This is a genomic window from Amycolatopsis sp. NPDC028719 (assembly GCF_055565395.1).
Genome location: NZ_JBVHUL010000001.1, coordinates 1,344,444 through 1,366,077 on the forward strand (window position 1 = coordinate 1,344,444; position 21,634 = coordinate 1,366,077).

Annotated in this window: 20 protein-coding genes; 5 read left to right on the forward strand and 15 right to left on the reverse strand. The window is 70.3% G+C overall.

Features of this window, described 5'->3' with window-relative positions; translation table 11 throughout:
• Nucleotides 1-27: 27 nt before the first annotated feature.
• Nucleotides 28-966, forward strand: coding sequence for an ATP-binding cassette domain-containing protein (locus tag ACZ4TR_RS06740; protein WP_465286070.1), 939 nt, complete (start codon nt 28-30; stop codon nt 964-966).
• Nucleotides 963-1,703: an ABC transporter permease gene (locus ACZ4TR_RS06745; protein WP_465286071.1), complete on the forward strand. Its 741-nt coding sequence runs from the start codon at nt 963-965 to the stop codon at nt 1,701-1,703. Before ACZ4TR_RS06740 ends, ACZ4TR_RS06745 begins: the two co-directional genes overlap by 4 nt.
• Here ACZ4TR_RS06745 and ACZ4TR_RS06750 read toward each other — a convergent pair.
• The gene (locus tag ACZ4TR_RS06750; RefSeq protein ID WP_465286072.1) at nt 1,687-4,776 is read right to left on the reverse strand and encodes an AfsR/SARP family transcriptional regulator; all 3,090 of its coding nucleotides are present in this window, start codon (nt 4,774-4,776) and stop codon (nt 1,687-1,689) included. The two genes, ACZ4TR_RS06745 and ACZ4TR_RS06750, sit on opposite strands and share 17 nt — an antisense overlap.
• Nucleotides 4,777-4,879: 103 nt before the next feature.
• Between ACZ4TR_RS06750 and ACZ4TR_RS06755 the strand changes: the two genes are divergently transcribed.
• Entirely contained in the window at nt 4,880-6,082 is a 1,203-nt protein-coding gene (locus ACZ4TR_RS06755; RefSeq protein WP_465286073.1) for a cytochrome P450, read from the forward strand.
• A 39-nt stretch (nt 6,083-6,121) separates the two neighbouring features.
• On the opposite strand, the gene ACZ4TR_RS06760 is transcribed toward ACZ4TR_RS06755, so the two are convergent.
• From ACZ4TR_RS06760 to ACZ4TR_RS06785, 6 genes are all read right to left on the reverse strand, one after another.
• Nucleotides 6,122-7,498, reverse strand: coding sequence for a restriction system modified-DNA reader domain-containing protein (locus ACZ4TR_RS06760; RefSeq protein WP_465286074.1), 1,377 nt, complete (start codon nt 7,496-7,498; stop codon nt 6,122-6,124).
• A complete protein-coding gene (locus ACZ4TR_RS06765) occupies nt 7,492-8,193 on the reverse strand; it encodes a hypothetical protein (RefSeq protein ID WP_465286075.1) in 702 nt (233 codons plus the stop codon). Before ACZ4TR_RS06765 ends, ACZ4TR_RS06760 begins: the two co-directional genes overlap by 7 nt.
• Nucleotides 8,190-9,140, reverse strand: a complete 951-nt coding sequence (locus tag ACZ4TR_RS06770) for a ParA family protein (RefSeq protein ID WP_465286076.1) — start codon at nt 9,138-9,140, stop codon at nt 8,190-8,192. Before ACZ4TR_RS06770 ends, ACZ4TR_RS06765 begins: the two co-directional genes overlap by 4 nt.
• Nucleotides 9,141-9,251: 111 nt before the next feature.
• Nucleotides 9,252-9,884, reverse strand: a complete 633-nt coding sequence (locus ACZ4TR_RS06775) for a DUF6308 family protein (protein ID WP_465286077.1) — start codon at nt 9,882-9,884, stop codon at nt 9,252-9,254.
• A gap of 52 nt (nt 9,885-9,936) precedes the next feature.
• A complete protein-coding gene (locus tag ACZ4TR_RS06780) occupies nt 9,937-10,890 on the reverse strand; it encodes an alpha/beta fold hydrolase (RefSeq protein WP_465286078.1) in 954 nt (317 codons plus the stop codon).
• A 41-nt stretch (nt 10,891-10,931) separates the two neighbouring features.
• Complete coding sequence (locus tag ACZ4TR_RS06785; RefSeq protein ID WP_465286079.1) at nt 10,932-12,236, reverse strand: cytochrome P450; 1,305 nt, start codon at nt 12,234-12,236, stop codon at nt 10,932-10,934.
• Nucleotides 12,237-12,416: 180 nt separating this feature from the next.
• Between ACZ4TR_RS06785 and ACZ4TR_RS06790 the strand changes: the two genes are divergently transcribed.
• Nucleotides 12,417-13,235 carry an SAM-dependent methyltransferase gene (locus ACZ4TR_RS06790; protein ID WP_465286080.1) on the forward strand — a complete coding sequence of 273 codons (819 nt, stop codon included), beginning with the start codon at nt 12,417-12,419 and terminating at the stop codon, nt 13,233-13,235.
• 19 nt (nt 13,236-13,254) lie between these two features.
• A complete protein-coding gene (locus tag ACZ4TR_RS06795) occupies nt 13,255-15,366 on the forward strand; it encodes a putative bifunctional diguanylate cyclase/phosphodiesterase (protein ID WP_465286081.1) in 2,112 nt (703 codons plus the stop codon).
• Here ACZ4TR_RS06795 and ACZ4TR_RS06800 read toward each other — a convergent pair.
• From ACZ4TR_RS06800 to ACZ4TR_RS06835, 8 genes are all read right to left on the reverse strand, one after another.
• Nucleotides 15,315-16,217, reverse strand: coding sequence for a DMT family transporter (locus ACZ4TR_RS06800; RefSeq protein ID WP_465286082.1), 903 nt, complete (start codon nt 16,215-16,217; stop codon nt 15,315-15,317). The two genes, ACZ4TR_RS06795 and ACZ4TR_RS06800, sit on opposite strands and share 52 nt — an antisense overlap.
• A 27-nt stretch (nt 16,218-16,244) precedes the next feature.
• Nucleotides 16,245-18,362, reverse strand: coding sequence for an MMPL family transporter (locus tag ACZ4TR_RS06805; RefSeq protein WP_465286083.1), 2,118 nt, complete (start codon nt 18,360-18,362; stop codon nt 16,245-16,247).
• Nucleotides 18,363-18,474: 112 nt separating this feature from the next.
• The gene (locus tag ACZ4TR_RS06810) at nt 18,475-18,723 is read right to left on the reverse strand and encodes a hypothetical protein (protein ID WP_465286084.1); all 249 of its coding nucleotides are present in this window, start codon (nt 18,721-18,723) and stop codon (nt 18,475-18,477) included.
• Nucleotides 18,720-19,061, reverse strand: coding sequence for an ArsR/SmtB family transcription factor (locus ACZ4TR_RS06815; protein WP_465286085.1), 342 nt, complete (start codon nt 19,059-19,061; stop codon nt 18,720-18,722). Before ACZ4TR_RS06815 ends, ACZ4TR_RS06810 begins: the two co-directional genes overlap by 4 nt.
• 213 nt (nt 19,062-19,274) lie before the next feature.
• On the reverse strand, nt 19,275-19,994 hold the full coding sequence (locus ACZ4TR_RS06820; protein ID WP_465286086.1) for a DUF2786 domain-containing protein: 720 nt from the start codon (nt 19,992-19,994) through the stop codon (nt 19,275-19,277).
• Nucleotides 19,995-20,012: 18 nt separating this feature from the next.
• Nucleotides 20,013-20,147 carry a hypothetical protein gene (locus tag ACZ4TR_RS06825; protein ID WP_465286318.1) on the reverse strand — a complete coding sequence of 45 codons (135 nt, stop codon included), beginning with the start codon at nt 20,145-20,147 and terminating at the stop codon, nt 20,013-20,015.
• An 87-nt stretch (nt 20,148-20,234) separates the two neighbouring features.
• The gene (locus tag ACZ4TR_RS06830; RefSeq protein WP_465286087.1) at nt 20,235-20,792 is read right to left on the reverse strand and encodes a TetR/AcrR family transcriptional regulator; all 558 of its coding nucleotides are present in this window, start codon (nt 20,790-20,792) and stop codon (nt 20,235-20,237) included.
• The gene (locus tag ACZ4TR_RS06835) at nt 20,771-21,568 is read right to left on the reverse strand and encodes an SGNH/GDSL hydrolase family protein (protein WP_465286088.1); all 798 of its coding nucleotides are present in this window, start codon (nt 21,566-21,568) and stop codon (nt 20,771-20,773) included. The genes ACZ4TR_RS06830 and ACZ4TR_RS06835 overlap by 22 nt, the downstream gene beginning before the upstream one ends.
• Nucleotides 21,569-21,634 lie beyond the last annotated feature (66 nt).

The window sequence follows — 21,634 nt, forward strand, 5'->3', positions numbered from 1 at the left end:
GTCAGGGCGGGCGTTCAGAGTCCTCCCATGACCACTTCAGCGATCACCGCGACGGGCCTCCGGAAGGCCTACCAAGACAAAGTCGTGCTCGATGGCATCGATCTCGATGTCGCCTCGGGGAGCGTTTTCTCCCTTCTTGGGCCGAACGGGGCCGGGAAGACCACCACCGTCAACATCCTCACCACGCTGAGCCGAGCCGACGGCGGGACTGTGCGCGTCGCCGGGCATGACATCGATTCCGATGCCAAGGCCGTCCGGAAGGCCATCGGCGTCACCGGGCAGTTCGCCGCCGTCGACGAGCTGCTCACCGGGCAGGAAAACCTGCAGCTCATGGTCGATCTGAGCCCGGTCGAGAACGGTAAGCGGGTCGTCGGGGAGCTGCTGGAGCGGTTCGAACTGACCGAGTCGGCGGGGAAGCCCACCTCGACCTACTCCGGGGGCATGCGGCGGAAGCTCGACCTCGCCATGACGCTCGTCGGCGACCCGCGGATCATCTTCCTCGACGAACCGACCACCGGCCTGGACCCGCGCAGCCGGCGCACCATGTGGTCCATCGTCAAGGACCTCGTGGCCGACGGCGTCACCATCTTCCTCACCACCCAGTACCTCGACGAAGCCGACCAGCTCGCCGACAAGATCGCCGTGCTCGACCGCGGGCGCATCGTCGCCCAGGGCACGCCCGGCGAACTGAAGCGCCAGATCCCCGGTACGCACGTCCGGCTCCGGTTCACCGGCGTCGCCGAACTCGACGCGGCTGCGCGGGTCATCTCCGGCTCCACGCGCGACGACGAGGCACTGACCCTGCGCGTTCCCGGTGACGGCGACACGAAGTCACTGCGGAACCTGCTCGACCGGCTCGACGAGTACGCCATCAGCGCCGAAGAGTTCTCCGTCCACACCCCCGACCTCGACGACGTCTTCCTCGCCCTGACGGGCCACAACACCACGGAGGTAGCAGCGAAATGAGCGCCCAGACCGTCATGTTGCGCCGCAACTTCAAGCACATCGCCCGGAACCCGACCTCGGTGTTCAACGCGGTCCTGATGCCGATCGTGATCATGCTGATGTTCGTCTACATGCTGGGAGACGCCTTCGACGTCGGAGTGAACTACGTCGACTACGCGACGCCCGGCCTGATGCTGCTCGCCATCTGCTACGGCCTCGGGGCCACCGCGACGTCGGTCAACTCCGACATGACCAAGGGCATCATCAACCGGTTCAAGGTCATGGACGTCTCGCGGGGCGCGGTGCTGACCGGGCACGTCGTCGCGAGCGTCCTGACGAACCTGGTCGCCATCGCCGCCCTCGTCGGAGTGGCCTTCGCGCTGGGATTCCGGCCGAACGCGAGTTTCCTCGACTGGCTCGGCGTGCTCGGCGTGGTCGTGCTCCTGGCCTTCGCGGCCGGCTGGCTGACCGTCGCGTTGGGACTGTTCGCCAAGTCCCCGGAGACGGCCGGCCTGGCGTCCGTGCCGCTGGTCATGCTGCCGTTCTTCAGCAGCGCGATCGCCCCGGCGGACAAGATGGGCCCGGGCCTGCGGGAGTTCGCCGAGTACCAGCCCTTCACGCCGATCATCGAGACCGTGCGCGGGCTGCTCAACGGCACCCCGTCCGCCGGTTACGCGATCACGGCCGTCGCCTGGTGCCTCGGCATCGCCCTCGCCGGCTACTTCTGGGCGCGGTCGACGTTCAAGAAGCGAGCGTGACCTCGGCGAGTTCCCGCCAGTCCGCCCGCGCTCCCTGCTCAGCCGCCTCGGTGAACCCCCCGTCACCGAGGCGGCTTCGCGTGACCTTCTCGATCCGGGCCAGGTCCGGCCGGGAGCGGTCCGGCAGGCCGCGCACGCCGGCACTCGCCGCCAGCAGCCGCGCGGCCTGCTCGTACTCCTCGCGCCGCAGCGCCAGATCCGCGATCCCGACGAGAACCTGCGCGGTCAGGGGCGGGTGGCCCACCTCGGCCGCCGCCGCCAACGCCTCGGCCCGGTGCTCGCGGGCTTCGGCGGGATCCTCGGTGAGATACCCGAGGAGGTCCTGGACAACGGCGCGGACCTGGGCTCGTTCGGCCGCGGAGCCGAGCATCGCCGTCGCGACGTCGAGCTGGCGACGGGCCTGCGCGGTGTCGCCGCTCCAGCGGGCGAGCTCCGCCTTCGAGAGGGCCAGCTCGGTCAGCGCCTCCGGCCAGGCGACCCGTTCCGCGTACCGCTGGGCTTCCGCGATCGAGGCGGCGCTCGACGCCTCGGCCCCGGACAGCCAGTACAGCTGAGCCTGCCGCGCCCGCATCCGCACGACGTCCTCGATGGCACCGACCTCGGTGACGATCGCGATCGCGGCTTCGTAGTGCTCGCACGCCCCGGCGAAGTCGCCGCGCATGGCCATGAGGTCAGCCAGCTCGGTCTGGGCGAACGAAGTGCCCCACCGCTCGCCGAGCGCGCGGAATTCGGCGAGGGCCGCTTCGAAGTACGCGTCCGCGTCCTGCCCCTCCCGGCCGAGCTGGATCCGCATCTTGCCGAGCTGCAACCGGGCCAGGGCGCGCACCCACGGGTCTTCGTCGGTGATCAGCGGTTCCCACGCGGACGCGAACGCGTCCGGCGACTGCACCATGCGCTCCAGCGCGGCGACCAGCGACACCGCCGGGTGCGGGTGCGGGAGGCGCGACGCGATCTCGTGCACCTGGTGGATCCACTCGATCGCCTGGTTCTGGTCGCTTTCGCGGCCGGCGGTCAGGAACCCCGTGACGAACGCGTACACCGTGGCGCGGATTTCTTCGGACACCTCGCCGGGAACGGCGGTGGCCGCCACGAGCAGCTCGCTGCCTTCGGTCTTGTGCCCGGCGAGCCACCAGTACCAGCCCGCGGCCGCCGCGAGCCGCATCGCCTCGGGTGCTTCGCCGGCCGCGAGGGCCCCGCGCATCGCGGCGGCGATGTTGTCGTGTTCGGCGTCGAGGAGGGCGAGCCACTTCAGCTGGCCGGCCCGGCGGAGGTGCGGTTCCGCGGTCTCGGCGAACTCGGTGAAGTACGCGAGATGCGCCCGGCGCGCCGAGTCCGTGCCGCCGGCTTCGGCGAGCCGCTGCTGGGCGTACTCCTTGATCGTGCCGAGCATCCGGTAGCGCGGCGCCTGGTCGCCTTCGGTGACCACCAGCGACTTCTCGGCCAGCGCGGTCAGCAGCTCCTCGGCCGCGTCGGTCGCGCAGACCCGCTCGGCCGCCTCCAGGCTCGCGCCACCGGCGAACACCGAGAGCCGGCACAGGACGGCGCGTTCGTCGTCGGAGAGCAGTTCCCAGCTCCAGTCGATCACCGCGCGCAGCGTCCGGTGCCGCGGCAGCGCGGTGCGGCTGCCGCCGGTCAGCAGGCGGAACCGGTCGTCGAGGCGGTTGGCGAGCTGATCGAGGGACATCGTGCGCAGCCGGGCCGCGGCGAGCTCGATGGCCAGTGGCATCCCGTCCAGCGCCCGGCAGACGCGGGCGAGCGTCGGGGCGTCGGCCACGAAGTCGTTGCGCACAGCGCCGGCTCGGTCCCGCAGCAGCCGGACGGCCGGAGCTTCCTCGATCTTCGCGGGGTCGGCGTCCTCGGCCGGCAGGGCGAGCGGGGCGACCGGCCACAGCGCCTCACCGGTGATGCCGAGGGGTTCGCGGCTGGTCGCGAGGATGCGCAGCCGGCGGCACTCGCCGAGCATCCGGTGGGCGAAGGCGGCCGCGGACTCGATGACGTGCTCGCAGTTGTCCAGGACCAGCACCATGTCGCGGTCCTGCAGCGCGGCGATGACCCGGTCGGTGGGTTCAGCCTCCGACGCGTCCCCGAGCAGGGCGTCGCGCAGCTTGAGCGCGGCGAGCGTCGCCTGGGCCACGTCGCCTTCGGTCGGCGCGAGCTCCACCAGCCAGGCGCCGTCCGGGACGTCGCCGAGCAGTGTGCGCGCCGTCTCGGTGGCCAGGCGGGTCTTGCCCGAGCCGCCTGGTCCGACCAGCGTGGTGAGCCGGTGTTCGGTGACGAGCCCGCGGACGGCGGCGACGTCGTCGTCCTTGCCGACGTAACTGGTCAGCTCGGCGCGCAGGTTCGTCTTGCGAGGCTCTTCGCGCCGGGTCAGCTCGCCGCGCAGCAGCGCGACGTGCAGTGCGGCCAGCTCCGGCGACGGGTCGACGCCCAGTTCGTCGGCCAGCGTCTCGCGTGTGCGCTCGTAGACGCGCAGGGCCTCGGTGTCCCGGCCGGTCGTGACCAGGCCGCGCATCAACGCGCCGACGAGCCGCTCCCGGGCGGGGTGCGCGGCCACCAGGTCGGTGAGCTCGGTGACGGCACCCTGGCCGAAGTCGGTCTCCGCGTCGAAACGGTCCTCGAGGGCGGCCAGCCGGAGTCCTTCGAGCCGGGTGACCGCGGCGTCGAACGCGGCGCTCTCGGTCAGGCCGACGTCCTGCATGGCCGGGCCCCGCCACAACGCCAGCGCCTCACGCAGCTGCCGGACATCGTCGCCGGCCCGGGCGACGAGGCGTTCGAACCGCACGGCGTCGACGGCGTCGGGGTCCACGGTCAGCCGGTAACCGGCGGCCCGGCCCTCGACCTCGCCGTCCGGAAGCACCTTCCGCAGGCGGGAAACCAAGCGCTGCAACGCGTTCGCCGCGTCCGCCGGCGGGTTCTCACCCCAGATCCAGTCGACGAGCGTCGCCTTCGGCACCACGCGACCCGGCTCGAGCGCGAGAGCGATGAGCAGTCCGCGCAGCCGGGCGCCCGGCACGTCGGCCACCACGCCGTCGTCCGCGCGAACTTCGAATGACCCCAGTATCCCGATCTGCACCCGGCCGATGATGCCATGGCGCCTGGGATGTCCGGGCCGTGTCAGCGCCGTGTCAGGTCCGGCGGCGATCGTGGTCGGCACAACCACCACGAAAGGACCTCCGATGAGCGACACCCCGCAGGGTCTCCCGATGGAGCGGGACGCGGGTCCCTTCGACCCGCCCCGCGAGATCACCGAGCTTCGCGAGGCCCGCCCGGTGAGCCCGCTGACGTTCCCGGACGGGCACGAGGGCTGGCTCGTCACCGGCTACGAGGCGGTGCGCCAGATGATGGCGGACACGCGGTTCAGCTCGCGGCTGGACCTCGACGTCGTCCACGTGCCGTTCGAGACGCCCGGCATGCCCGTGGCGACCGAGCCGTCCCCGCAGCTGCCGGGCATGTTCATCGCGATGGACCCGCCCGACCACGGCCGGCTGCGCAAGCGGCTCACCGGCGCCTTCACCGTCAAGCGGATGAAGCAGCTCGAAGAGCACATCGCGGAGATCGTCGAGCAGCAGCTGGACCACCTGGCGCGCCTGGCCCCGCCGGTGGACCTGGTCAAGGAGTTCGCGCTGCCGGTGCCCTCGCTGGTGATCTGCGAACTGCTCGGCGTCCCCTACGAGGACCGGGAGAGCTTCCAGGCCAACTCGGCGCAGTTCATGGTCCGCGACCAGACGCTCGAAGAGAAGATGGGCGCGTACATCGCGCTGAACACGTACCTGTCCGAACTGGTGACGCGCAAGCGCTCTTCGCCGGGTGAGGACATCCTTTCGGACCTGGCCCGCCACGAGGACCTGACGATCGAGGAGCTGACCGGGGCCGCGTTCCTGATGCTGATCGCGGGGCACGAGACGACGGCCAACATGCTGTCCCTGGGCACTTTCGCGCTGCTGGAGCACCCGGCCGAGCTGGCTGCCCTTGCCGCCGACCCTTCGTTGATGCCGGGTGCCGTCGAGGAGCTGCTGCGGTACCTGTCCGTCGCCGACATCTTCTTCCGTTACGCGACGGAGGACCTTTCGCTTGGGGGTGAAACGATCCCCAAGGGGTCCACTGTGGTCGTCTCGCTGCTGGCGGCCAACCGGGACCCGGAGCGCTTCCCGGCCCCGGACGTGCTGGACATCCGGCGCAACGCGCGCGGGCTCCTGTCCTTCGGCCACGGCGTGCACCAGTGCCTGGGGCAGCAGCTGGCGCGCATCGAGATGCGGGCGGGGTTCGAGGGGCTGCTGCGGCGGTTTCCGACTCTCCGGCTCGCCGTCCCCGCCGGCGAGGTGAAGCTGCGGACCGACATGAACATCTACGGTGTCCACGCACTGCCGGTCACCTGGTGAGCTTCGGCCGTGATACGCGAGAAGGACGCTTCTCGCGTATCACGCCGGATCGCGGTACTGGTGCAGCAAGCTGGTGAAGTTCCGCAGCGTGTCGATGGTGTCCTCGGACACCGGATCCGGGTGGAAATGCATGACACTGTTGCGGATCTTCCGGATGTCGTCGAGGCGGTCGATGAAGACTTGACGGTCCAGCGGCCAGCCCAGTTTGTCCCAGACCTCTCGGTTGGCGAGGATGCGCTGGTAATCACCGAAGCCGAGTTCGGTGAAGTTCTTGATCGTCCTGCTGCACAGCGGTTGGACGGTCGGGAGGTCCACCGCGCGGCTCAAGATCCATCGCAGCGTCTGATCCAGCTCGCCCAGCTGGAAGAACGGGGTGGCCATCTCGCCGTAGCGGTGGGCCACGTCCGCCGTCGTGACGATGCCCTTCACTTCCTTGCTCACGTTCGTCACGAACACGAACTCGCGTTGCTGCAGCGTGGGGAGCACTTCGAAGAGGTCGCGGTCGTACGTGACGACTTCGACGTGGGAATCGATCGCATCGGAGACACCCGCGTCGGCCTTTTGGTGCATGGCCTGGGCGATCGAGCGCCAAGTCACCGCACCACGCGCGCTGCGGGGGCCGTTCAAGACGGCGAGCTGTGAGTAGTCGTTGAGGAGCATCTTGGTGATGGCCTCTTCGAGCGAGCTGTGCGGGCTCACTGACTCGACACCGTCGAGGGGAGTCAGGTTTCCCACGGTGAGGCGGACGTTCAGGTCGCCGCCGCCTTCGTCGTCGACTGAGGGTTCTGCCTCGGCGGCCTCTTCCGGCTCGTCCCGGGGCGTGGTCAGCGTGACCATGGCGTCCAGGGTCACCGCCCGGAAGCTGGGTGACGTCACCAGCCCGTGGTTGGCGAGGTCGGCTTCGATCTGGCCGACCTGGTCGCCACGGTCGGTCGCCTTCCAGATGCCGAGCAGTTCGCGGACGGAGATGCGCTCGGGGTCGTGCTGGTCGGCGCGGCCGCGGGCGTGCCGAAGCCGCTCGTGGACGCGCTGCCGCTCCTGGTCCTCGTTCTGCTGGTGCACCGCGGTCGCCGCCGTCGAGATCGCCCGGTCGAGCAGTTCCTGGCGCACCGCGTCGAGCAGGCGATCCTGGTCGACGACGACCCACGCTCGCCAGCCGTCGACCGCCCGCATCCCGGCCGCCACCATGGCCGCGCGCGACGGGGAGCGGAACTCCTCGCCGTCGGGCTCCAGCCGGATCCGGCCCTTGTCGGTCACCGTCGCGTCATAGGTCACCCCGATGCGATTGCGCTTGAACCGGAGCCGCGCCCCCGCCCGGATCAAGCCGGCGTCCAGCAGATCCGACACCATCACCCGGCGGTTACCGAGCAGGTACATCGAGCGGCCGCCGGACTCCTCGGCCACCGGGGTCACCACTTCCGCAGCCCGGCGAACTTGCGCCGGGCGCCGATCGCCTGCTTGAGCACCCGCTTCTGGAGTTCTGACGGGCTCAGCCGGGTCACGCGCGTGAGCTGCAGCTCCGCCGCGACGGCGAGCAAGGCCGCCCGGTCGAGGCGCTGCTGGTCGAGGTAGGCGGCCCCTTCTTCCTCGGTTTCGATCTCTCGCAGGTACGCGGCGACGGAGACCGCGTCGACATCGGACGTCGTTTCCGCGGCCGGTGGCCGCGCTGCTTCGGTCGCTCGGTTGCCGTCCGCCGGAGCAGGGAGCGCGAGCGACGAAGTGCTCGGCTCCTGCGCGGCCGCCGCAGGGCGACCCCGCCCCGCGCTCGCCAGCAAAGCGATGAGGTCGTCCTTGGCGAGCTTGCTGTAGCCGCGCACACCTATCGACCGGGCCACCTCCCGCAGCCCCTTCAGCGCCAGCTTGGCCGAGTTCAGGTAGAGCCGCCGCTCGTCTTCGGCCGGTAGCTTCGTCAGATCCTGCGCCACCTGCAACGGATCGGAGGAAGGGGTCAGGGGCTTGGCGGCCGAGGTTGCCGGTGGAGCCGCGTCGACGCCGACGACGGCGAGCCGCGCTGAGCCACCGGCGATCGCCTGCAACGTCGCCTCGTCTTGTTGGTCCAGGAACGCGTACAGCCGGGCCTGCAGGGCGACGAAGCTCTTCAGGTCGCTCACCGGTTCTCACCCGGCTTCAACCCGAGCGCGCCCAGTACCTCGTCGGCCAGCTGGTCGAACTCCCGGACCACCTCGTCGCGGCCGGCCGCCCGCAGCATCGCCGGCACACCGCTCTCGCCGGCGTCCCCGAAATGGCGAGGACTGTTGCGGATCTTGCTCTCCAGGACGGGCACCCTCGAGTTCAGCCGCACCTCCTCGATGTACTGGTGCTGGGCGAGAACGACCTGTTGCGAATAGATCTGCACCATGGTGAAGACGACCCCCAGCATGCCGGGGTCGATCGAACGGTGCCCCTGGTCGCCGCCCTTGTGGTGGACGTAGTCGTTGAACTGCTCCACCAGCGTGGTCAGATTGCCGACCAGGTAGTCGAGTCCCAGCGTCGACAGGTAATCCGCTTTGGCCGGCACGAGGACGTGCTCGCTGGCCACGATCGCCGTCTTCGTGACGAGGCCGAAGTTCGGTGCGCAGTCGATGAGCACCAGGTCGTACCCGGTGAACTGGTGGTTGCCCATGAGGGCCCGGCGCAGGCAGCCGTGCAGGTCGAGGAACTTCCGCTTCGACCCCTCGAGCGTGGTGGCGCCACCCAGCCGGGCGGCCAGTTCGAGATCGATGTCGATGAGGCCGAGGTGTGACGAGATCAGGTCGACGCATCCGCCGGTGTCACGGAGGACCGTGTTGACCCGCTCCGGCGTGACGACGAGGTCGGCGAGGGACGTCTCCCTGCCGGGCAGTTCGTCCTCGTACCACCGTTTGATCGTGCGGTCGGTGTCCTTGAGCTGGTGGTGCCACTCGTCGATCGAGTAGAACGAGAACGTCAAGTTCGTCTGTGGATCGAGGTCGATGAGGAGTACTCGCAGACCGCGGCTCGCGGCGACCGCGCCGAGGTTCGCGGTGAGGGTCGTCTTGCCCACGCCGCCCTTGTAGTTCATGACCGCCACGACCCGCATGCGTTTCTCCCCGTGGTCTCGTGCCCGACGACCTTTCCAGCCGTGAGGCCGGATCGACGAGACATGGGCGCGGACTGTCATAAAGCTGTCAATAATGTGGGCTGTCCGGCTTCAGCTGCGAGCCCGCATCCACAGCACGACGTCGAGGCATCTCAGCAAGCTGATGTCCTCGATGCCGCCCGCTTCGGTGCGGAGCTCGGCCAGGGCCGACGTCCGGGCCGGATCCGTGTGGAACCAGCTCCACAGGCAGTTCCACGGGCTCGCGGGCGCCTTGAGGATCGCGCTGACCTGGCTGTCGTACACCGGGGTCAGGCGGGGGCGCTTGCGGGCCAGCAGCTTGGACGCCGTCACCGGGCGGTGCTTGCCGCCGCACTGCCTGAACAGCTCCCACAGCTGGTCGGCCGGTGCGCCCGGCTCGTACGTGGACCACGGGGCCGAATGCATGGACACGTCCGCCGGGATCTGCTCCAGCAGCTCCCGGATCCGGTGGGCGTGGGTCATCGTCGTGTCGATCGCGACTTCCGCCAGGCTCGTGATGCTGAGGAAGTTCAGCGCCAGGACGTCCGCTTCGGTCACCGTGTTGGCCACCGACAGGCCGTCGCCGCCGCCGGCGAAACGCTCGAACCAGCGGCCGGTGTAGCGGCGCTCGTCGAAGTAGCGACGGAGGGCCGTCAGTGATTCCTCGCGGTGCTCGCCGCGGACGCACTGGTCGAGTACGTGGTACTGGTGGGCGTAGTCGATCATGTCGAGTGCTCCCCTCATCGCCGAATGAGGGTCGCGCCCGTCCGACCGACCGTTACGACAGCGTTTTCAGCCAGTTTCCCACCACGCCGAAGTACGTCGGCGCGTTCGGGGCGTAGTTGATCGCGTGGCCGTAGCCGTTCAGGATGTACGTCTGCAGCCGCGAGGTGCCGAAGAACGGTGCCTCCGACGCGCGCAACGCCTCGGGCGACGAACAGTCGCTGCCCAGGAGCCCGCAGAAGTTCGGGTCGTTGCCGACCACCAGCAGGACCGGCGCCGTGATCTGCTGGGACGCCGGGGTGACCACAGTCGTCAGCGTCAGGCTGTCCACCGCCTCGGTCGCCGCGAAGACGTCCTTCGTGGACTCGTCGTAGGCCATCGCGGCGGTGTCGTAGGGGCCCGGGGTGTGGAAGGCCGCGTAGCGGGTGCCGGGGTCGGTGGTCAGGTAGCCCGCGTCGCGACCGGGGACGGCCGGGTCCAGCGGGGCCGGGATCATCTGGGCCAGCGTCGGGATCACCGAGACCAGGTTCATCCGGTGCGTCATCCCGGTGACGAGCACGCCGTCGACGTCGCGGTAGCGGCCGGCCTCGATCATCGCCATCGCCGAACCGATCGAATGGCCGCCGACGACCACCTTCGCGAACCGCGGGCGCACGGCCTGGACCACCTGGTGCGCCGCGGTCGCCTGGACGGACGCGCTCAGCAGCGCGCTCAACGGCTTCGAGCTCTGCCCGGTGCCGAGCCGGTCCAGGGCGAGCGTCGCGATTCCCGCCTGGTTCATCGCCAGCCGGAACGACCGGATCTCCGGCGTGTAGCCGATGTCCCAATAGGACGCGCGGTACGTGCCGCCGGGAATCAGGACCACGACGGTCGACGCGCCGGCCGGGGCGCACAGGCGCCCGTGCATCGTCTGCGGCAGGAGCGCGACTGTGACGGGGACGTACAAGTCCTGGCAGGTCGTCGCCGCCTGGGCCGGAGCGGGCACGAACACCGTGGCCGCGAACAGCACGAAGACAGCGAAAAATCGGCGTAGCACGGGGAAAGACCCTTCTACTGGTGACGGGGGACAGCCGTCATCGGCAGGCTGTCCGGGTAGGCGGCGGAGGTGAACTTCACGCGCACCGGCCGGCCCGGGACCGGGACCAGCCGCCAGCGCGCGGCCACCGTCGCCACCGTGATGACGATTTCGTGCTGGGCGAAACGGTTTCCGATGCACTGCCGCCCGCCCGCTCCGAACGGGACGAACGCGCCCTTCGGCAGCCGCGCCACCCGCTCCGGTGCCCAGCGGCCGGGATCGAACCGGTCCGGGTCGGGGAACGACGCGGGATCGTGGTGCAGGGCGTGCGGGCTGACGATCACCTCGGCGCCCGCCGGGATCCGCGTGCCGCCGAGGTCGACCTCCTCGAGCGTCCGGCGCATCAGCATCCACAGCGGGTAGCAGCGCAGCACCTCGTCGACGACCTGCCGGACGTAGGTCAGCCGCGCGATGTCGTCGATCGTGATCGGCCGGCCGCCCAGTACCTCGTCGACTTCGGCGTGCACCCGCGCCTCGACCTCCGGGTGCCGGCCGAGCTCGTGGAACGTCCAGGACAGCGCCAGCGCGGTCGTCTCGATGCCCGCGGTGAGCAGGGTGAGCACCTCGTCTCGGGCCTGCTCGTCGGTCATGCCGGCGAGCAGGAGCGTCGAAAGCAGGTCACCGCGGTCGACGCTTTCGGTGCGCCAGTCGCGGATGACCTCGACGACGATGTCCTGCATCCGCTTGATGGCCTCGTCGAACCGCCGGTTGCCGGGCACCGGCAGGTTTTCGACGAACTTCGGGGACAACGCGCGAATCATTCCCTGCTGGATGATGAGGTAAATGGACCGGCGGGCTTCCTCGACCGCGGCTTTCCCGATTTCCGTGGAGAACAGGGCCTCGCCGACGATCGTCACCGCCAGCCCCTGCAGGTCTTCGTCGAGGGGCCGCACTTCGCCCGGCCGCCACGAGCCGCTCAGCTCCACCGCCGCCCGCCGCATGATGCCGGCGTACGCGGCCAGCCGGTCGCGGTGGAACGCCGGCTGCATCAGCCGGCGCTGCCGGAGGTGGAAATCGCCGTTCGAAAGCACCAAGCCATTTCCGACGAACGGCTTGAACTTGTCGAACATGGCGCCCTTGCGGAACTTCGGACCGGCCGTGACCAGCACTTCGTGCGCCAGTCGAGGGCTGGTGACGAAGTACGCGGGCAGTGGGCCGAGGTGGATTTCGACGATTTCCCCGTGTTCGTGCAAAGAATCGGTGAATGCGGAGCGTCGACGCAGCAGTGCCGGAGTGTGTCCGAGAAAAGGCCACCGGCCCGGAGCCACCGGCACGGTCATGGGGACTCCTCGTTACGCCATTGTGTGGACTTCCCAACGAGACGGCCTACGGTAGGCGCGTCCGGCCGAACCGGACAGTGCCCGATCGGGTGGTATGCGCTCACGCGGATGGCGCAGTCACGGGGCCACGGTGAATCGCTAAGCTCTTTCCGATCCGAGACGGCTGAGAAGGTGTTTTCCGTGACGCGATCACCGGAATGGGTTCCATCGGGTGTCGATATCTCCGTGCCGAGCATGGCGCGCACTTACGACTTCATGCTCGGCGGCGGCCACAACTTCGCCGTCGATCGTGCGGTGGGCGAGCAGATCGAGCGCGCGATGCCCGGGCTGCGCGACGCGGCGCGCGTGAACCGCGCGTTCCTCGGGCGCGCGGTGCGGTTCCTGACCGGCCAGGGGATCCGGCAGTTCCTCGACGTCGGCTCCGGTATTCCCACGGTGGCGAACGTGCACGAGGTCGCGCAGGAGCAGGATCCCGGCTGCCGGGTGGTGTACGTCGACCGCGACCCGGTGGCGGTCGCGCACAGTGAACTCATCCTGTCCGGCAACGATCGTGCAGCGATCGTGCAGGCTGACATGCGGGACCCGGAAAAAATTTTCGATGCGCCGCCGGTGCGTGGTTTGCTCGACTTCGAAAAACCGGTCGGATTGATGATGCTGTTGATGCTGCATTGGGTCCCGGACGCGGATGATCCGCTCGACCTCGTCGCGCGCTACAGTTCGGTATTGGCGCCGGGAAGTTTTCTCGCGATCACCCACGTGACCGGCGACCACCAAGGCGAAAATCTCGGAGAAGCGACCGAAGTGATCAAGGAAAGCCGCAGTCCCGATCAAGTGACGCTGCGCTCGCACGCCCAGGTGTCCGAGCTGTTCACGGGTTTCGAAATCGTCGAACCGGGGCTGGTCGGCTGCGGCGAATGGCGGCCGTCCGGACCGGCGGACATCGCCGCCGCGGCCGAGATGAACATGCTCGTTTACGCCGGAATCGGCCGCAAGAGCTGAGCGGACGCCGCGGATGCCGATGATCGAAGAAGTGCCGGGGCAGCCGGCGAGTCCCGACCCCGAACGGGCGCGGACCGTGCTCGCCCGGAAATGGGCGTACCTGCTCAGCGGCGTGACCGTCGTTTCGCTGAGCCGGGAGCTGCTCGGCGAAGAATTGCGCGGAATGCTCGACACGCTGGTCGACTCCCTGCGTGGCGCGTCCGCGGACACGGCACCCGCCGAGCGGATCGGCGCCCGGCTGGTCGGGCTCGGCTACGTCGGCGAGCCGGGCCTGCGGTGCACGCTCGACGTACTCGGGAAGGGCCTGCCGAGGCTGCCCGAACTGCGGCCGGCGGACCGCTTCGCCGAGCCGATCGCGCTGACGCTGGGCGCGCTCTCCTGCGGCTTCCTGGTCTCGCACGAGCGCAGCGTCCTCGACCAGCAGGAGATCATGCACCTCGCGCTGCTCAAGGCGGTGCGGGACGCGCAGTGGAACCTCAAGCAGAGCGAAGCGCGTTTCGACGAGGTGGTGACGTCGTCCGCGAGCGGCATCGCGCTGGTCTCGCTCGACGGCCGGATCGTGCGCGCGAACGCCGCGCTGGCCGAGATGCTGGGGCACCCGGCCGGCGAGCTGGCCGGGACGCTGGTGGACGACCACGTGCATCCGGAGACCGTCGAGGCCTTCCGCGAGGGGATGACCGCGCTGGTCTGCGGCGGCAAGGAGCGGGTCCGGCAGTCCCAGCGGCTGCTGCGCAAGGACGGCGACGTCGCCCGCATCTCGCTCACCGCGTCGTTGCTGCGCGACGCCGAAGACCGGCCCGGCCACTTCGTCGTCGTGGTGGAGGACGGCACCGAGCTGATGCTGCTGCAGGGCGAACTGAGCCGCCAGGCGCTGCACGACGTGCTGACCGGCCTGCCGAACCGCCAGTACTTCGGCACTCACCTCGAGGCGGCGCTGCGGCGCGCCGACCCCGAGTACGGCGTCACCCTCTTCCACGTCGACCTCGACGCGTTCGGCATGGTCTGCAACAGCCTGGGCACCCGTGTCGGCGAGCAGCTGCTGGTGCACTTCGCCCAGCGGCTGAAGGCCGTCATGGCCCGCGAGCGGGCCATGATCGCGCGGTTTCACGCCGACGAGTTCGGCATCCTCGTCGAGAACTCGGCGACGACGCCGGACATCGACTCCATCGTGCGCGCGATCAACGACGAGCTCGCCGAGCCGTTCTTCGTCGGCGGCCACGGGCTCGCGCTGTCGGCCAGCGCGGGCGTGGTGCACCGGCCGGCCAAGGGCATCGACCCGGCGGAACTGCTGCGCGCGGCCGAGCAGACGCTGCGGCGTGCCAAGGTGCACCGGCGCGGTCAGTGGAAGGTGTTCGACCGGGACGCCGACGCCCAGGACCGGCGGACGCAGGCGCTGGCCGTCGGCATGGCCGGCGCCTGGGAGAACGGCGAGATCGGCGTGCGCTACCGGCCACTGGCGCGGCTGGCCGACGGCGAGGTCGCCGGGTTCGAGGCCCGCCTGCACTGGGATCGGCCGGCCGAAAGGCCGCTGGAGCACGAACTCTGCGCGGAGCTCGCCGAGTCGACCGGGCTCGCGCTGCCGCTCGGGGACTGGCTGCTGCGCGCGGCGGGACGGCAGGGCGAATGGTGGCGGCAGCGCGCGGGTTCCCGGCTGCCGGTGGTCGCCGGGCTCACCGGGCACCAGGTGTCCGACGACGCTCTCGGCACACGCGTGACGCGGATGCTCGCGGACACCGGCCTGCCGCCGGACCAGCTGACGCTCGGCGTGCCGGTCGGCGCGTTGCCGGTGTCCGGGGTCGTCGAGAACGTCACCGCGCTCGCCGGCCTCGGGGTCCGCGTCATGCTCGACGAGTTCGGGCTCGGGGCCGGCGACCTGCGGGCCGTCGAGGACCTGCCGGTCGACATCGTCCGCGTCGACCGGCGGCTCACGCAGTGGCAGGCGTGGTCGGACTCGACGTTCCTGAGCGCGCTGGTGCCCCTCGTCCGGCAGGTCGGCGCCACACTCGTCGTCGACGGGATCCACACCCAGGGCCAGGCGAGCTGGTGGGGCACGGCCGGCGCGGAGCTGGGCACGGGCGACTACTTCGGGGCCGCGACGCCGCCGGGCGAGCTCGTCGGCACCTTCGCCTGAGCCGGCCACCGCGTCAGGCCGACGGCGGCCAGCACGATCACCATGCCGCCGACGACCCGGGGCGTCAGCGGCTCGCCGAGGACGAGCGCGCCGAGCGCGACCGACACCACCGGGAGCAGGTAGCCGACGGTCGCGGCGGCCGTCGGGCCTTCGTCGGTCAGGATCCGGTAGTTGAGGTAGAAGGTGATGCCGGTCCCGAAGACGCCGAGGATCGTCACCGCCACCAGCGCGGTCATGTTCAGGTGCGGCGCCACGCCGGACACGGGCAGGGCCAGCGCGGTCAACGCCGTCGCCGTCATCAGCTGGGCGGCCGACAGCGCGAGCGGTGCGCCGTCAGGTGGCAGTTTCCGGGCCATGTAAGCGAACGCGATCGCGTAGCTGAGCCCGGCCCCGAGCAGCGCGAGCGCGCCGCCGCTCAGCAGACCGGACTGCTGCCACGGCGCGAAGATCACCAGCACGCCGGCGAACCCGAGCCCCAGCCCCAGCAACCGGATCGGACCGAGCCGGCGGTCCGTGCCGAGCGCGACGCCGATCAGCAGTGACCACAACGGCGTCGTGGCGTTCATGACGCCCGCGACGCCGGAGTCCACCGTGCGTTCCCCGATCCCGAAGAGCGCGAACGGCAGGGCGTTGCAGAAGAACGCGGCGACGGCCAGCCGGCCCCACGTCCGCCGGTCGCGCGGCAGGCGCTGGCCGGTGCCGAGGGCCATGGCCAGCAACGTCACCGCGCCGAGCGCGCAACGGACGAGCGTGAGGTGGACGGGGCTCAGCCCGGTCAAGGCCAGCTTGATCCACAGGAACCCCGACCCCCACAGCAAGGCCAGTACCGCGATGCGCACCCATCCAGTCACGCCGTCCACGGTGCCGAAGATGATCTGTCAGGACAAGTGAAGAGTTCTGGAGTGATCTTTAAGGCCTGCTACAGCTTTTGGCCGCCAGAGCCGGTCGCCGAACAAGGCCAGCGCCGCGGGCAGCAGCACGCCGCGCACGAGCGTCGCGTCGAGCAGGATCGCGAAGGCCATGCCCAGGCCCAGCATCTTGTACTCGATCGCCGCGAGGCTCAGGAAGATGCTGAACACGCCGGTCATGATCAGGGCGGCGCTGGTCACGACGCCGGAGCTGCGCGCCGTCCCTTCGACGATCGCCTCGCGCGCGTCGCCGCCGGTCCGTCGTCGTTCGCGGATCCGGCTGAGGATGAAGACGTGGTAGTCCGTGCTCAGCCCGAACAGCAGCACGAACAGGAACATCGGCAGCCAGCCCAGCACGCCGCCGTAGGGGGTGAAACCCAGTAGCGGTGCGAGAAAGCCGCCCTGGAAGACCAGGGTGAGCACGCCGTAGGCCGCGCCGACCGAGAGCAGGTTGAGCAGGATCGACACCGCCGGCACGGCGACCGACCGGAACACGACGAGCAGCAGCAGGAACGCGAGCAGCAGGATGAACCCGAAGACGTACGGCGCTCGTTCCAGGACCTGCGCGGTGAAGTCGTGCGCTTCCGCGGTCCGGCCCGCGACGGCGAAGTGGACGCCGTCCATGCGGCCGATCGTCCGCGGCAGCAGGTTTTCCCGCAACGCCGTCAACGTCCGGTCGGCCGCTTCGTCGTTTCCGGTGCCGCCGAGCGGGATCCGCACGACGAGTGCGTCGTCCACCGGAACCACGACCGCCGGCTTCGGCGTTCCGGCGGCGAGTTCGCCGATCGCCCGGCGGACCGCGGGCGTGTCGACCGGGCCGCGGTCGCTCCACAGGACGACGTGTGCGGGCATCGTCACGCCGGGAAACGCTTCCTGGACGCGCGCGGCCGCGTCGATCACCGGGACACTGCGCGGCAGGCTTTCGGTCGGAGCCGGGTCCTGCAGCCGGATTCCGGCGGCGGGCAGAGCGAGCAGGACCAGCAGCCCGGCGGCGATCCCGCTCCACAGCGCGGGCCGCCGGGTGACGACGCCGGCCACCGCCGCCCAGAACCGCGAACGCGTGCCACGCTTGCCCAGCCACGGGATCCGGAGGCGGTCGACGCGGGTTCCGAGCAGCGAGAGCGTCGCGGGAAGCACGGTCACCGACGCGAGCACGGCGAGACCGACGACGAGGATCGTGCTCACCGTCAGGCCGCGGAGGTTGTCGACCCCGGTGAACAGCAAGCCGGTCACGCACAGCACGACGGTCAGTCCCGACACGACGATCACGTGCCCGGACGTCCGCGCGGCGATCCGCAGCGACTCGTCGACGCCGTGCCCGCGTTCTTCCCTGGCCCGGCGCAGGAAGAACAGGGAATAGTCGACGCCCACCGCCATGCCGATCAGCAACGTCATCGAGGAAGTGGCGCTGTTGACGGGAATCCAGTTGTCCACTGCGGACAGGAACCCGAAGGCCGCGAAGACCGTGGTGCCCGCGAGCAGCACCGGGACGGCGGCCGCGACCAGCGAGCCGAAGACGGCCAGCAGGATCAGCAGGGTGAGCGGCAGCGAGCGCGTCTCGGACCGCTTGATGTCCTCCTTGATGCTCTGGTCGACCGCGCCGGACACGCTGAGGTCGCCCGCCTGCGCGAGCCGGGCGTCCGGGTGCCGGGCGGCGACTGTCGTGACGGCCGAGGTCGCCGTCGCGAGGTTTCGCCGGATTTCTTCGCCGGAGCCGAGGATCCGGAAGGTGACGAGACCGGCGCGGCCGTCGGCGGAGACCTGGGCCGGGTCGTCGAGCGGGGAGCGGACGTCCGCGACCGCCCCGGACGCCGTCAACGTCGTCACCAGGTCGGTGACGACGGCGGTGGCGTCACGGGGGACGAGGACGTTCTCCCAGAACGGTTCGCGGGAGTCCTGGCGGTCGAGGACGGCTTGGCCGGTCCCGGCGTCGCCGGCGGGGCTCGAGCGTGCGTCGGTGCCGGGGGCGAACGTGCCGATGACCCAGGAGAGCGCGACGAGCGCCAGCCAGCCGAAGATCGCGGTGGCGCGGTGGCGCAGCGACCAGTTCGTGACGCGTTCGACCACGGGGGTGCTTGCGGGCAGCATGAACTAAGGTCCTTCCGTGAAGGAGTGATCCGATGAGAGCTCGCCTTCGGGCGAGTGGGTGCTTCTTCTTCCTGGGCCGCCGAGTTGCCGCTCGGCGGTCCAGGGCCTCAGGTCAGTCGACCTCCTTGAGCACGTGTTCGATGGACCGCAGCCGGTCCTGGACGTCCCGCAGCTGCCGTTCGGTTTCTTCCTGCGTCCGCACGGCTTTCTCGGCGAGGCTCCGGTATTCGTCCTCGCGCGCGAGGGTGGCCTTGGCGCGCCAGGTCGAGGCCAGCTGCACGATCGCGATCGACAGCACGACGGTGATCAGGACGAAGACCCCGGTCACGCCGATGATCTCCTGCCACTGGTGCCAGTTCATGTGCGTCCCTCCTCGCCGTCCCCCTGGACGGATTCCGGTGTGGTCAGCGTCGGCACGGCGGCCGCGATGGTTTCGGGCGTCAGGACGACGGAAAACGGCGTGAGCTCGTAGAACCGCAGCGTCTTGCCGTCTTCGCCGACCTCGAAACTGGCCTCGACCAGTCCCGCGGCTTCGAGCTTGCGCAGGTGGACCTGCAGCAGCGCACGGCTGATCCGCAGCTCGCGCGCGAGCTTGCTGACGTAGGTGCGCTCGGCGCGCAGGGCGGCGACGATCCGCAGCCGGTGCGGGTTGCCGAGGGCACCCAGCAGCCGCAGCAGCTCGTCGCCGGTGGTCCACATGCCAACAAAAGTTAGCAGGTCGTGCGCCGAGGGGGTATCAGGGTGATCCCTGAGGGTTGGGGAAGGAGTCGGCCGCGGCTCGGTGGAAACGCAGTGAATGACTCATTCCTGGCGCTGGACGCCAGGAATGAGTCATTCACTGCATTGGAAGCAAGCGGCGCGAGTCGGCGACCGGCTCTGCAGGCGATCACCGGGCATCGGCGCAAGCCGGGCTCAGCGCAAGGCTTTCAGGCGGCGGGTCAACGCCGAGGGGTCGAGGTTGGCTCTCGTGCCGGCGTCGTGGCCGTCGAGGTAGCCGCTGCCGGACAGCCGGCGGGGCGCGGCCGAACGCAAATCGCCGTACTCGGAGTCGAACGCGTGCTGCACCAGCTGCGCGCGGTCGCGGACCACCAGCTCGGCCGACCGCGCGCCGGGTGCCGCCGTGCGGACCGCTTCCTGCTCGGCGTGGGACAGCCGCTCGTGCACCGCGCGGGCGAAGCCGTGCAGCCACGTGCGTCGGTAGGCGGCGAGGGACTCGCCGGGGAAGAAGCCGTCCGGCCGGACGCGGGTCAGCTGCGTGCTCGCCTGCAGCAGCAGGCTGGTGAACAGCAGCTCGACCCGGCCGAGGTCGGACCGGTAGCCGAACACCGTGACGCTCTCGACCTTCTGGCCGTAGCGGTGCAGCAGCGTCCGGCAGCGCAGCGGATAGGCGACCGAGGTCAGCAGGCTCGCCTTGTCGCGGCTGTAGGGGTCGTTCATCGGGATCTTGAGCGTCCCGATCTCGTCGGAGGTCGCCCCCGACTCGGCGAGCATCGCCTGGTCGATCCCGTAGCGCGCGACCAGCTCGGCGGCTTTCTGGTTGTAGGCCTCGGCCTCCGCCTCGGTGACCGCCGGGTCCTCGGCCTTGGCCAGCAGCTTGCGGATGCGCTCGAGCTGCGGGTCTGACTCGGTCATGGGAGGCAGGGTATTCGATCAGGTGTTCGGACGCGTGCACCGGGTGCGCGTGTCGCCCGGCGACACGAGACCGGTTTCGTACGCCACGACCACCGCCTGCGCGCGGCTCGAAATGCCCAGCTCCGCCATCAGGCGGTTGAGGTGCGTCTTCACTGTGCGGAGTTCACCTCGCCCGGCTCGGTGGAGGGGTTCCAACCCAAGGCAAGGGGGAGGGCTTTGGTGCGCTCTCTTCGCCGGGCTCTAACCGAGGTACGCGTCGAGCGTGACGGCCAGCGCCGCCTCCGGTGAAGGCGCGAAGCTCGCGCCGGCCAGGCCGCCCCACAGCCACAGCTGCGCGAGGCCGTGCAGCGCCGCCCAGAGTGACGCGGCGACCAGCCGCAGGTCGGCGCCCGACCGCGCGAGCGGGGTCGGCACCGCCGCCACCAGCACGGCGAAAGTGTCGAACACCGCGCTCGCCGCCGCCGAGAGCGCCGGGTCGTCCGCGTCGACCAGGTCGCGGCGGAACATCAGCTCGAACATCGCCGGGTTGGCCAGCGCGAAGTCGAGGTAGCTGTGGCAGGCGGCGGTCAGCCGCTCTCGCGGCGAGTTCCCCGGCAGCGTCTCCCGGCGGGCGAGCAGGTCGGCGTACCCGCGCGTCGCCACGGCGGACAGCAGTTCGGCGCGGCCGGAGAAGTGCCGCAGCGGGGCGCCGTGCGAAACGCCGGCGGCCTTCGCGATCCCGCGCAGCGTCACCGCGTCGACGCCTTCGCCGGCCAGCAGCTCGGACGCGGTGTCGATCAGGCGTTGCCGGGTGCCCATGCCTCGTCCCGGGTCATGGGGAGCAGGTCCGGGCGCTTCGGGAGGAAGCCGTCGCCGGGCTGGCGGCCGATCAGCCGGTTGCGGGTGCGCGTCACGGCGACCGGCAGGACCTCGCGCAGCAGCCAGTGCACGTCGGCGCGCAGGCTGCCCGGCGCCGCGACGCCGGGCAGCGGATCGAGCCACGCGGGATCGTGGCTGACGCCGAGCCGGCCGAGGACGTACGCGGCGAGCCGGCGGTGGCCGTGGGCGGAGAGGTGGAGCCGGTCGGCGCCGAAGTACCGCGAGTCGGTGACGGCCTGGTCGGGCCAGAGGTCGATGAGCAGCGCGCCGTAGCTGACGGCGGCTTCGCGGATGGCCTCGTTGAGCGCGACGATCCGCGGCCGCATCCGGCGACCGAGCGGCATCCGGTGGGAGATGTCGCTGAGGGTGAAGGTGACGACGACGGGCGAGATTTCGGTGCAGGCCCGGATGGCGGCGTCGACCCGCCGCGCGACGGTCCGCGCGTCCCAGCCGCGGCTCATGACGTCGTTGCCGCCGCCGAAGAGCGCGACGAGATCGGGTTCGAGGCGTGTGGCGGCCGGAATCTGCTCGGGCACGATCTGGTCGAGCCGCCGCCCGCGCACGGCCAGGTTGGCGTAGCGGAAGCCCGGCTCGTCCTGCGCGAGGCGCGCGGCGACGAAGTCGGCCCAGCCCCGGTAGGCGCGCCGGTCCGGGTACGGGTCGTCGAGACCCTCGGCGCAGCTGTCGCCGAGGACGACGAAACGGTGGTGGCTCATGCCCGATCTCCGTAACCCGTGGTTCACCTGGTGGACACTGTCTATCAAACTTCTGTAGACGCTGTC

What these genes read in the sequence shown, in the direction of transcription:
- ACZ4TR_RS06830 (WP_465286087.1), bottom strand. Translation starts at nt 20,792, where the DNA reads ATGGGCACCCGGCAACGCCTGATCGACACCGCGTCCGAGCTGCTGGCC.
- ACZ4TR_RS06795 (WP_465286081.1), top strand. Translation starts at nt 13,255, where the DNA reads ATGATCGAAGAAGTGCCGGGGCAGCCGGCGAGTCCCGACCCCGAACGG.
- ACZ4TR_RS06745 (WP_465286071.1), top strand. Translation starts at nt 963, where the DNA reads ATGAGCGCCCAGACCGTCATGTTGCGCCGCAACTTCAAGCACATCGCC.
- ACZ4TR_RS06755 (WP_465286073.1), top strand. Translation starts at nt 4,880, where the DNA reads ATGAGCGACACCCCGCAGGGTCTCCCGATGGAGCGGGACGCGGGTCCC.
- ACZ4TR_RS06740 (WP_465286070.1), top strand. Translation starts at nt 28, where the DNA reads ATGACCACTTCAGCGATCACCGCGACGGGCCTCCGGAAGGCCTACCAA.
- ACZ4TR_RS06770 (WP_465286076.1), bottom strand. Translation starts at nt 9,140, where the DNA reads ATGCGGGTCGTGGCGGTCATGAACTACAAGGGCGGCGTGGGCAAGACG.
- ACZ4TR_RS06775 (WP_465286077.1), bottom strand. Translation starts at nt 9,884, where the DNA reads ATGATCGACTACGCCCACCAGTACCACGTACTCGACCAGTGCGTCCGC.
- ACZ4TR_RS06815 (WP_465286085.1), bottom strand. Translation starts at nt 19,061, where the DNA reads ATGTGGACCACCGGCGACGAGCTGCTGCGGCTGCTGGGTGCCCTCGGC.
- ACZ4TR_RS06820 (WP_465286086.1), bottom strand. Translation starts at nt 19,994, where the DNA reads ATGACCGAGTCAGACCCGCAGCTCGAGCGCATCCGCAAGCTGCTGGCC.
- ACZ4TR_RS06805 (WP_465286083.1), bottom strand. Translation starts at nt 18,362, where the DNA reads ATGCTGCCCGCAAGCACCCCCGTGGTCGAACGCGTCACGAACTGGTCG.
- ACZ4TR_RS06785 (WP_465286079.1), bottom strand. Translation starts at nt 12,236, where the DNA reads ATGACCGTGCCGGTGGCTCCGGGCCGGTGGCCTTTTCTCGGACACACT.
- ACZ4TR_RS06835 (WP_465286088.1), bottom strand. Translation starts at nt 21,568, where the DNA reads ATGAGCCACCACCGTTTCGTCGTCCTCGGCGACAGCTGCGCCGAGGGT.
- ACZ4TR_RS06810 (WP_465286084.1), bottom strand. Translation starts at nt 18,723, where the DNA reads ATGAACTGGCACCAGTGGCAGGAGATCATCGGCGTGACCGGGGTCTTC.